The sequence below is a fragment of the Hydrogenophaga sp. GW456-12-10-14-TSB4 genome (assembly GCF_059424305.1).
Genome location: NZ_JBWKZH010000024.1, coordinates 66520 through 76724, shown reverse-complemented (window position 1 = coordinate 76724; position 10205 = coordinate 66520). Strand labels below are relative to the sequence as shown.

Annotated in this window: 11 protein-coding genes; 3 read left to right on the top strand and 8 right to left on the bottom strand. The window is 71.2% G+C overall.

Features of this window, described 5'->3' with window-relative positions:
* Positions 1 to 180: 180 nt before the first annotated feature.
* Together AC07ZS_RS13840 and AC07ZS_RS13835 are read right to left on the bottom strand one after the other, a co-directional pair.
* Positions 181 to 1371, bottom strand: a complete 1191-nt coding sequence (locus AC07ZS_RS13840; protein ID WP_494799120.1) for an aminotransferase-like domain-containing protein — start codon at positions 1369 to 1371, stop codon at positions 181 to 183.
* A 92-nt stretch (positions 1372 to 1463) separates the two neighbouring features.
* Positions 1464 to 1769, bottom strand: coding sequence for a DUF2917 domain-containing protein (locus AC07ZS_RS13835; RefSeq protein ID WP_494799119.1), 306 nt, complete (start codon positions 1767 to 1769; stop codon positions 1464 to 1466).
* Between the two features lie 83 nt (positions 1770 to 1852).
* Between AC07ZS_RS13835 and AC07ZS_RS13830 the strand changes: the two genes are divergently transcribed.
* The 3 genes from AC07ZS_RS13830 (at position 1853) to AC07ZS_RS13820 (ending at position 4378) form a co-directional block, all read left to right on the top strand.
* Positions 1853 to 2797 (top strand): LysR substrate-binding domain-containing protein, encoded by a 945-nt coding sequence (locus AC07ZS_RS13830; protein WP_494799118.1) that lies wholly within the window; start codon positions 1853 to 1855, stop codon positions 2795 to 2797.
* A gap of 16 nt (positions 2798 to 2813) precedes the next feature.
* A complete protein-coding gene (gene nth, locus AC07ZS_RS13825; RefSeq protein WP_494799117.1) occupies positions 2814 to 3452 on the top strand; it encodes an endonuclease III in 639 nt (212 codons plus the stop codon).
* A 113-nt stretch (positions 3453 to 3565) separates the two neighbouring features.
* Positions 3566 to 4378, top strand: a complete 813-nt coding sequence (locus AC07ZS_RS13820; protein WP_494799116.1) for a phosphate/phosphite/phosphonate ABC transporter substrate-binding protein — start codon at positions 3566 to 3568, stop codon at positions 4376 to 4378.
* Positions 4379 to 4394: 16 nt separating this feature from the next.
* Here AC07ZS_RS13820 and AC07ZS_RS13815 read toward each other — a convergent pair whose 3' ends face one another.
* From AC07ZS_RS13815 to cbiB, 6 genes are read right to left on the bottom strand one after another with little or no spacing between them, the layout of a single operon-like run.
* Positions 4395 to 4949 (bottom strand): histidine phosphatase family protein, encoded by a 555-nt coding sequence (locus AC07ZS_RS13815; RefSeq protein ID WP_494799115.1) that lies wholly within the window; start codon positions 4947 to 4949, stop codon positions 4395 to 4397.
* Positions 4946 to 5758 (bottom strand): adenosylcobinamide-GDP ribazoletransferase, encoded by an 813-nt coding sequence (locus tag AC07ZS_RS13810; RefSeq protein ID WP_494799114.1) that lies wholly within the window; start codon positions 5756 to 5758, stop codon positions 4946 to 4948. The genes AC07ZS_RS13815 and AC07ZS_RS13810 overlap by 4 nt, the downstream gene beginning before the upstream one ends.
* Position 5759: 1 nt before the next feature.
* On the bottom strand, positions 5760 to 6806 hold the full coding sequence (gene cobT / locus AC07ZS_RS13805) for a nicotinate-nucleotide--dimethylbenzimidazole phosphoribosyltransferase (RefSeq protein ID WP_494799113.1): 1047 nt from the start codon (positions 6804 to 6806) through the stop codon (positions 5760 to 5762).
* Between the two features lies 1 nt (position 6807).
* Positions 6808 to 8259, bottom strand: coding sequence for a cobyric acid synthase (locus AC07ZS_RS13800; protein WP_494799112.1), 1452 nt, complete (start codon positions 8257 to 8259; stop codon positions 6808 to 6810).
* Positions 8256 to 9245 carry an aminotransferase class I/II-fold pyridoxal phosphate-dependent enzyme gene (locus tag AC07ZS_RS13795; RefSeq protein WP_494799111.1) on the bottom strand — a complete coding sequence of 330 codons (990 nt, stop codon included), beginning with the start codon at positions 9243 to 9245 and terminating at the stop codon, positions 8256 to 8258. Before AC07ZS_RS13795 ends, AC07ZS_RS13800 begins: the two co-directional genes overlap by 4 nt.
* Positions 9242 to 10198 (bottom strand): adenosylcobinamide-phosphate synthase CbiB, encoded by a 957-nt coding sequence (gene cbiB / locus AC07ZS_RS13790; RefSeq protein ID WP_494799110.1) that lies wholly within the window; start codon positions 10196 to 10198, stop codon positions 9242 to 9244. Before cbiB ends, AC07ZS_RS13795 begins: the two co-directional genes overlap by 4 nt.
* Positions 10199 to 10205: the final 7 nt, after the last annotated feature.

The following is a 10205-nucleotide window of genomic DNA, read 5'->3' as shown; positions in this document are numbered from 1 at the left end:
GGCCGGGGACGGGTGGTCCTCCTGCCAGGAAACGGCGGGCAACATGGCTGGGGTGGGCGCACGAGGAAAATGGGCGGCCTCAAAATACTGTATCTCCGTACAGTATATGAAAGCCCAAACCCTGTCCAGCCAAGGCGTGGGAGACCCTTCAAGAGGGTCTGACAGGTTGACCCCGGGGAATCAGACCGCCTGCCCCAGGCGCCCGATCCCTTCCTCGATCTTCTCCAGCCCCACGGTGGCGAAGGACAGGCGCAGGGTCGCGTGGTCGGGGTTGCGTGCAAAGAAGGGCGCGCCAGGCACGAAGGCCACGCCTTTTTCGATCGCGCGTTTGGCCAGCTCACCACCGTCCTTCACCTTGCCGCCGGCCCCCGTGAGGCTGGCCCAGACGAACAGACCGCCCTGCGGTTGCACGAAGCTGATCGCGTCGCCCAGCTCGCGGCGCAGGGCGTTGCCCATGGTGGTGGCGCGCTCGGCGTAGACCTTGCGCACCTTGTCCAGCGTGGCGGGCATGCGGCCGGCCTTGAGGTATTGCGCGGCGGTGGCCTGGGCGAAGGTGCTGGTGTGGGCGTCGCTGAACTGCTTGCACATGGTGGCCTTGGCCAGCAGCTCGGCCGGGCCCACCATCCAGCCCACGCGCAGGCCGGGGCTGAGCACCTTGCTCAGGGAACCGCAGTGCACCAGGCGCTCGCGGCTGCCGGGCACGCTGGGGCTGAGCGCGAGCAGGCTGGGCGGCGGCGCCGCGCCGAAGTAGAGGTCGCCGTAGGGGTCGTCTTCCACGATCAGCGTGTCGTGCTTCACCGCCATCTCCAGCACCCGCTTGCGACGCTCCAGGCTGAGCAGGCCGCCGCTGGGGTTGCCGAAGGTGGGGATCAGGTAGACGAACTTGGGCTTGTGTTCGGCGATGAGCTTTTCCAGCTCGTCGGTCTTCACGCCGTCGCCGTCCACCGGCGCGCTGATGAGCTCGGCGCCGTAGAGGCGGAAGCACTGGATGGTGGCCAGGAAGGTCGGGCCTTCGACGATGACCTTGTCGCCGGGCGAGACCAGCGTCTTGCCCAGCAGGTCCAGGCCCTGCTGGCTGCCGGTGGTGACGATGAGGTCGTTCGCGCCCACGTCCTTCGCGCCCTTGCTGGCCATGAAGGCGGCGAGCTGTTCGCGCAGGGGCTGGTAGCCCTCGGTGGCGCCGTATTGCAGCGCACCGCCGGCCTCTTCGGTCAGCGCCGCGTTCACCGCTTCGCGGATGCCGTCCACGTCGAACATCGCGCTGTCGGGAAAGCCGCCGGCAAAACTGATGATGCCGGGCTTGCCCAGCAGCTTGAAGAGTTCGCGGATGGCGGAGGTTTCGACGTTGTTGAGGCGGTCGGCGAAGGGAATGGTGAAGGGCATGGTGGCGGTTTCCAGGAGGTCGTGATGGACAACGGCCTCCATTCTCGCGCACCGGCGTGGGGCGCCGGACAAGGCCTCTTTCAGGCGGTGGCCAGACCGCGCGCCCGGCGCCGGGGCAGCCAGTTCCAGCGCGAGGCGGTGGCGCGCCGCGCGCAGGGCAGCGGCTCCAGCCGCAGCACCGCGGTCTGCAGGGCGTAGGCGATCACGCGGTGGTGGGGCTGGGTGACGAAGGCATCGCCCGCGTTGAGGATCACGTCCTGCTGGTCGTGGTCCAGCGTGATCCAGACGCTGCCTTCGCGGCAGACCAGGCGCAAGGCGCCCGAGGGAATGGCCTTCACCGCCCGGTGGGGCATGTTCAGGTCCACGGTCAAGGTGTCGGCTGTCATGGAACGCTCCTTTCGCATCAGGGATGTGCATGAATGTACGGAGCCGTCCTATACTGCACAAACGCTCATTTCAAATGCTTCGCATGCCATTCAAGAATGTGAAACCCGTCATCGAGTCGCTCCCGCGCTCGCAGATGCTGCGGCTGGACCTGCTGCCCTGCTTCGACGCGGCGGCGCGCACGCTGAGCTTCACGCTGGCCGCGCAGGAACTCAACCTCACGCAATCGGCCGTGAGCCGGCAGATCCAGCTGCTGGAAGACAGCCTGGGCACGCCGCTGTTCGAGCGGCGGCACCGCGCCCTGGTGCTGACCGAGGCCGGCGAGGTGATGCAGCGGGCCACGCGCGACGCGCTGGAGCGGCTGCGCGACGCCTCGGCGCGCGTGCGCCCCGGCCCGCGCCTGCGCCAGGTCGCCATGACCTGCACGCACGGCTTCGCCTCGCTCTGGCTCATCCCCCGCCTCTCGCGATTCGCGGCCACCCACCCGCAGGTGGACGTGCGCATCTCCGCGTCCATGGAGATCATGGACCTGGAGCGCCACCGGCTCGACGTGGCGGTGCGCTTCGTGCCCTCCAGCATCGGGCACGGCCAGGCGCTGTTCGAGGAGGTGCTGCAGCCCTTGTGCGCCCCGAGCCTGTTGCGCGACAAGGCCGCCCCGCTGCGCCAGCCCGCCGACCTGGCCCGCCACACCCTGCTGACCGTGGAGAAACCGGCGGGCCACGCCCTCACCTCCGACTGGGACCCCTGGCTCCAGGTGATGGGCCTGCAGGACATGCGCATGAAGAACACCATGCACTTCACCCAGTACGCCGACGCGGTGGCCGCCGCCGTGGCCGGGCAAGGCGTGGTGATCGGCCGGCTGCCGCTGCTGCAGTCGCTGGTGGACGAGCGCAAGCTGGTCGCGCCCTTTCGCAGCGGCGGCGCGGCCACGCGCCGGGGCTACTACGTGGAGGTGGCGGCGCACGCGCACGACAACCCCGACGCACTGGACTTCGCGAACTGGCTGCGCGCCGAGGCCGAGCGCGCCTGAGCGAGAATCCCAGCCCATGACGCCCACCCAGATCGAAGCTTTTTTCGCCACGCTCCAGGCCGCCAACCCCACCCCGCAGACCGAGCTGGAATACACCAGCGTGTTCGAGCTGCTCGCCGCCGTGCTGCTCTCGGCGCAGGCGACCGATGTGGGCGTCAACAAGGCCACGCGCAAGCTGTTCCCGGTGGCGAACACGCCGCAGGCCATCCTCGACCTCGGGCTGGAAGGGCTGGAGGGCTACATCAAGACCATCGGCCTGTACCGCAGCAAGGCCAAACACCTGATGCAGACCTGCCGCATGCTGGTGGAACAGCACGGCGGCGAGGTGCCCGGCACGCGCGAGGCGCTCGAAGCCCTGCCCGGCGTGGGCCGAAAGACCGCCAACGTGGTGCTCAACGTGGCCTTCGGCGAGCCCACCATGGCGGTGGACACGCACATCTTCCGCGTGAGCAACCGCACCGGCCTGGCGCCGGGCAAGACGCCGCTGGCGGTGGAACTGCAGTTGCTCAAGCGCGTGCCGCCCGCCTACGCGGTGGACTCGCACCACTGGCTGATCCTGCACGGGCGCTATGTGTGCCAGGCGCGCAAGCCGCTGTGCCCGCGCTGCGCGGTGATCAGCTGCTGCGATTTCAAGGACAAAACCCCCTCGCTCTGAGCAGGCCACCCGCCTGCCTCCAGGCGCGTGGAAACCCACGTTCGTCGCCGCGCGCGGGAGTGCACACCTTTGGTGCATCTAGGATGGCGGCTTCCACCCGGGGGACCCTCAGAATGAAAACACTGTTTGCAAGCACCGCGCTGGCCCTGTCGCTCTGCGCCGGCACGGCCCAGGCCAAGGACCTCATCCTCGCCATCAGCGAAGGCACATCCGGCGGCACCGACCACGCGCGCGTGATCGCCAAGTACCAGGGCCTGGCCGATGCCATCGGCAAGAGCATCAACCAGAAGGTGAACGTGGTGTTCATCCGCGAGTTCTCCTCGCTCGAGGAAGGCATGAAAGAGCGGCGCTTCGCCCTGGCCATGGCGCGCCCGAGCGACTTCCCCGCGCGCGGCATGCGCGACTACGGCTACCGCTACGTGGCCTCGGCCAAGCCCGACGGGCAGTGCCTGATCGTCGTGCCCAAGGAGTCGGCGTACAAGACGCTGGCCGACATCAAGGGCAAGCGCCTGGTGCTGCCCGAACCGGCCGCCTACATGGCCAAGTTCTGCGCCTCGGCCCTGCGCGACGCGGGCATCGACATCGGCAAGGAAAACGTGCAGCGCGTGCGCGAACAGGGCGCGGTGCCGTTCTACCTCACCAACAAGTTCGCCGACGTGGGCGGCGTGGCCTCGTACTCGGGGGTGGCCAAGTCGCTGGACAAGAGCGGCCACCGCGTGTTGCACACCAGCGTGTCGCAGCCCTACTTTCCGCTGATCGTGGACCGCGATTTCACCCCGGCCCAGATCGACGCCATGCAGAAGGCCTTGCTTGCCCTGCCCGAGAGCGAAGCCGGCCAGGGCGTGCTCAAGAGCGTGGGCATCCAGGCCTTCGACACCGGCACCGAGAAGAAGCTGCGCGAGCTGCTGGGCTGGCTCGGGCTGTGAGCCGCGCGTCGGGCGCTCAGAGCTCGACCGTCACCCACCCGCCCGGCTCGGGCGCGTCCTTGGGCCACTCGGCCGCTTCGCGGATGTGCACACCGCCGCTGTCCAGGATGTGCCGCACCGCGCGGATCACACCGGCGTGGGTGATCCAGAGCACGTCGGTGCTGGTGGCGGGCCGCAGCTCGCCCAGCGCGGCGGCCACGCGGTAGAGCAGCATCTGCGTGCTCTCGGCCCCGCCGAAGCGGTGGTGCGCGAAATCGGCCATCCAGGCATCGAAGGCCTCGGGCGGCACGGCGTCCCAGCGCTGCAGCTCCCAGACACCGAAGTCCATCTCGTTGAGCCGGGTGTCGATGCGAACGGCACCGAAGTCGCTGCGCTCGGCCTGCAGCGCGGCGGCGAGCTGCTGCGCACGCAACAGGCCCGACACCCACACCGGCGTGCCCGGCGGCAGCAGGGGCGAGATCGCCAGCGCGGCCTCGCTGGTGAGCGCGGCATGCGCCGGCACATCGCTCGACCCGTAACACAGGCCCGGCCCCAGCATCACCGGCGCGTGCCGCAGCAACCAGAGCTTCATGCGAGCACCGGCAGCGCCAAGGCCAGCCCCAGGTAGAAACCCACTTCGCCCACCTGCTGCGTGGCGCCCAGGCCGTCGCCGGTGAAGCCCTGCAGCCGGCGGTGCAGCAGGCGCCACATCCAGGCCAGGCCGACCAGCGCGCCCAGCACCGCAGCCCACCAGGGCGCGCCGGGCAGCAGCCACCCCGCCAGCGCCATCGCCAGCGCCCACCAGACCAGGCCGGCGATCAGGCCGGCGTTGGACAGGCTCTCGGCCAGCGGCTTGCTCTTGGACTGCGGCGTGTCCCCCACGTGCGGCAGCGTGCGGATGATCAGCAGGGGCAAGGTGCGCGAGGTCACGTGCGCGGCGAACAGCGCCACCACCGCCAGCCACCCGCTGCCCTGCGCCAGCAGCGCGAGCAGCGCCACCTTGGTGAGCAGCACCAGCACCAGCGCGATGGCGCCGTAGCTGCCGATGCGCGAGTCCTTCATGATCTCCAGCGCGCGCTCGCGCTGCGCGCTGCCGCCCAGGCCGTCGGCCAGGTCCGCCAGGCCGTCCTCATGGAAAGCCCCGGTGAGCATCACGCTGAACACCGTGCTCAGCACCACCGCCACCCACAGCGCGGCGGGCACCGGCGGCAGCAGCGCGAGCAGGCCCCACAGCACCGCCGCCGCAAGCCCGCCCACCACCCAGCCCACGCCGGGAAAATGCGCCGCGCTCGCGCGCAGCATGGCGGGGCTGAAGCCCACCCAGGCGGCCAGCCGCCCCGTCACCGGAATGCGGGTGAAGAACTGCAGGGCCAGCAGGAAGTGGCGGGCGAAGGCGCTCATCTCAGTGGCGCGCGGGGGCGGTCTCGTCCTGGCGCGAAACGCCGGCCGATTCGAAGCTGGCCATCTCGCGCAGCAGCGCGCAGGCGCTCACGAGCAGGGGCCAGGCCAGCGCGGCACCCGAGCCTTCGCCCAGGCGCAGGCCCAGGTCGAGCAGCGGCACGGCCTTGAGGTGCGCGAGCATCAGCGCATGGCCGCGCTCGCCCGAGCAGTGCGCGAACACGCAGCGCTGCAGCACGTTCGGTTGCAGGTGCGCGGCCACCAGCACGGCGGAGGTGGCGATGAAGCCGTCGACCAGGATCACGCGCCGCTCTTCGGCGGCCTGCAACACCGCACCGGTGAGCGTGGCGATCTCGAAACCGCCGAAGGCTGCCAGCGCGGCCAGCGGCGCGGTGGCGTCGGCATGGCGCGCCAGCACCTCGCGCAGGATGCCGATCTTGCGCTGCACCGCCGCCGCGTCCAGGCCGGTACCGGCGCCGGTGACGTCGGCCACGTCCAGCCCGGCCAGGCGCGCGAGCAGCATCGACGCCGCCGAGGTGTTGCCGATGCCCATCTCGCCCAGCAGCAGCGCGTTGCCCGGCAGGCCGCGCAGCACCTCGCGCCCGTTGTCGATCGCCTGCGCGCATTGGGCCGCGCTCATGGCCGGGCCTTCGAGCGCGTCGGCCGTGCCGGGCGCGACCTTGCGGATGAACAGGCCCTCGCGCTGCGCGAAGTCGTGCCGCACGCCGCAGTCCACCACGTTCAGGCCGATGCCGTGCTGGCGCGCCAGCACGCTCACCGCCGCACCGCCGGCCAGGAAGTTCTCGACCATCTGCCAGGTCACGTCGCTCGGGAAGGCCGAGACGCCGCGCGCGGCCAGGCCATGGTCGGCCGCGCACACCAGCATCTGCGGCGCGCGCAGCTCGGGCCGCTCGGTGCCCAGGATCAGGCCGATGCGCTGCGCCAGGGCTTCGAGGCGGCCCAGCGAGCCCACGGGCTTGGTCTTGTTGTCCAGCGCGCGCTGCAGTTGCTGCGCGAGGTCGGCTTGGGTGATGTCGGTGATGGGGTTCATGTCAGTTCCCGATGAGTTGATCGAGCACGCCGGACTCGACGTGGGTTTGGAGGAAATCGGCCAGGCCGTCGAACACGGTCTCCAGCGTGGGCACGGTGGCGCCGAACAGCGCGTGCAGCACGCGCGGGTCTTCAAACAGGCCGTGCAGGTAGACGCCGAGCACGTTGCCCTGCGCGTTCTGCCAGCCCAGGCCGTCGGGCAGCGCCTCGCGCGCCACGTCGCCGGCCGCGGCCATGGCCGCGTGCGGCAGCGTCTGGCCATGGTGGATCTCGTAGCCGGCCGCATCCACGCCCGAGAGCGCGGCCCACGCGCCGGTGAGGCGGCCGAAGCGGGTCCGGGTGTGGCGAACGGTCTTCTGCGGCTCGAACTGCGTCACCAGCGGCAGCAGGCCCAGGCCGGGCGCGTTGCCGTCGATGCCGTGGGTGTCGATCAGCGCCTCGCCCAGCATCTGCAGACCGCCGCACACGCCCAGCACCGCCCCGCCCTGCGCGGCATGCGCCGCAATGGCACGGTCCAGCCCCTGCGATCGCAGCCACGCGAGATCGGATGCGGTGGCCTTGCTGCCGGGCAGCACGATCCAGTCGGCCCCGGCGCAATCGGCCGGCGCGCGCGCCCACACCAGGCGCACACCGGGCACGTTCTTGAGCGGCTGGAATTCGTCGAGGTTGCTGATGCGCGGGTAGGCGATCACCGCCACGGTCCGGCTCACGGCGCCCGAGGCGCGCGTGCGGTCGTCAAACACGCCGTCTTCCTCCGGCAGGCCGTGCTGCCACCACATGGGCAGCACCGCCACCGTGGGCACGCCGGTGAGCTCGTGCAGCTGCTGCGGCGCGGGGGCCAGCAGGCTGGCGTCGCCCCGGAACTTGTTGAGCACGAAACCGTGGATCAGCGCGCGCTCCTCGGGCGGCAGCAAGGCCCAGGTGCCGTACAGGTGGGCGAAGGCGCCGCCGCGATCGATGTCGGTCACGAGCAGGCAGCGCGCCTGCGCGTGCAGGGCCACGCGCATGTTCACGATGTCGCTGGCGTGCAGGTTGATCTCGGCCGGTGAACCCGCGCCTTCGATCACCACCACGTCGTTCTCCGCGCGCAGCGCGTCCAGCGCGGCGGCGATCTGCGGCCACACCTGCAGGCTGCGCCCGCGCCAGGGCAGGTTGGAGAGGGTCTCGTTCACCTGCCCCATCAGCACCACCTGGCTGCGCGTGTCGGCCTCGGGCTTGAGCAGCAGCGGGTTCATGCGCACCTCGGGCTCGGCGCGCGCGGCGAGCGACTGGAAGTACTGCGCCGAGCCGATCTCCCCGCCTTCGACCACCCGGGCGTTGTTGCTCATGTTCTGCGCCTTGAACGGAGCGACCTTGAGCCCCTGGCGCGCATAGTGCCGGCACAGCGCCGTGGTGAGCCAGCTCTTGCCCGCGCCGCTGGTCGTGCCCAGCACCATCACGCAACGCGCCGTCATGCCACGCGCTCCTCGTGCGCCAGCAGGGCCGCGCGCAACGCGGCCTGCGCCTCGGGCGAACGGGCGCCCAGGCGCCACTGCCCGGGCAAGCCGAACGAGCTGGCGTCGCGCAGCTTGATGCCTTGCGCGCGCAACGCCGACACGTCCAGCGCCTGCGGCGGCATGGCGCAGAAATACGGTGCATCGCTGGGCCGCACCATCCAGCCCCGCCGCACCAGCAAGGCCCGCAGTTCGCGGGTCCAGCGGGTCAGCGTCGGCAGGCTTTGCAGCACCCAGGACTGCGCGGCGGGCGATGCCCAGGCATCGAGCATGGCCACGGCGTGCGCGCCCAGCGGCCAGGAAGGAGCAAGCTGATCGAGCGAGCGCGCCACGCACTCCCCGCCCACCGGGGCGATGGCGTAGCTGCCCCGCACGCCGGTGAGGCCCAGCGCCTTGTTGGGTGTCCAGAGCTGCCAGACGCGGTCCAGCGCCGCCGCGTCGAGGCTGCACTGCCCACCGAGGCGCAGCGGTTCGTAGGCGCGGTCCAGCACCACCAGCGCGCCCGATGACGCCACCGCGCGCGCCTGGGGCTCGGCCTGGCCCAGCGGGCTGCCGGGCTCGCACAGCCAGGCCAGATCCGCCCGGGTCGGGTCCGGCGTGCGCTCCAGGCGCCAGGCGCTGGCCGCGCGCGCGTAGTCGCCGTAGGCGAGCGCGGGCAGCCAGACGCGCCGGCCGCCTTCGCGCGCCACCCAGGCGGTGATGCGGCCGATGAATTCGCTCGCGCTGCCGGCGATCACGATGCGATCGGCGTCCACCAGGTGCAAGGCCGCAAGCGCGGCGCGCAACGCGGTGTAGGTCGGGTCGGGGTAGTGCCGCGCATCGGCCTGCTGCACGGCCGCGAGCACCTGCGGACAAGGCCCGCAGGCGTTGGCGTTGGTGGAGAAATCCCAGGTCGGCACGCCCAGCGCATCGGGGCCTCCGTGGAAAGTCGACTGTGCGTGCGTCATGCGATGTTCCTCCAGGCGAACGCGGCCCACAACACGGCCCCGCCCGCCAACGCTTGTACCACCCCGCCCGCCAGTTGCAGGGCGCGCGCGGTATCGGTGGCCTGAGGGCTGCGGCCCTCGGCATTCAACTCATAGACACCCGGTTTGCCCAGGCGCACATTCAGCGCGAGCGCCATCGCGGCCATGGGCCAGCCGCTGTTGGGCGACGGTGTGCGGCGCGCCTGCGCCGGCATTGCGCGCCAGCCCCGGAAAGCGCCCAGAAAGCCCAGCAGAACTCCGGTGAGGCGCGCGGGCAACCACGAGAGCACGTCGTCGGCGCGCGCCGCCCATTTTCCGGCCCAGGTCCAGTCGCGGCCCTGGCGCTCGCCCCGGTAGCCCCACATGGCGTCGGCGGTGTTGGCGAAGCGGTAGAGCACCGCGCCCGGCAGGCCGGCGACGGCGAACCAGAACAGCGGCGCGACCACCGAATCGTTGAGGTTCTCGGCCAGCGATTCGATGGCGCTTTCGCGCACCTGCGCCTCGTCCAGCGCGGCCACGTCGCGGCTCACCAGCCAGCCCAGGCGCTCGCGCCCGGCCGCCAGGGATTCACCCAGCGCCCCTTCGACCGCGACCACTTCGTCGCGCAGCATGCGCCAAGCGAGCAGCGGCTTGAGCAACAGCCCCGTGGCGAGGGCTTGCAGCCACACCGGCCAAGCGCTCATGAGCCGCATCAGCGCGAAGGCGATGGCGACCACCAGCAGCGCGCCAGCCATCCAGGCCAGCGCACCGAGCACGAATGGCCGCACCGTGCCGGCGGGCGCGCCCCAGGCCGGCGCGACGCGCGGGCCCAGCCACCCCAGGTAACGCCCCATCCCCACCACCGGGTGCCAGCGCGCGGGCGGCTCGCCCCAGCACCGGTCCACGAGCAGGGCCAGCAGCACGGCGACCGGTGCCAGCACGAGGTGAAGGTCCATCAAAAAG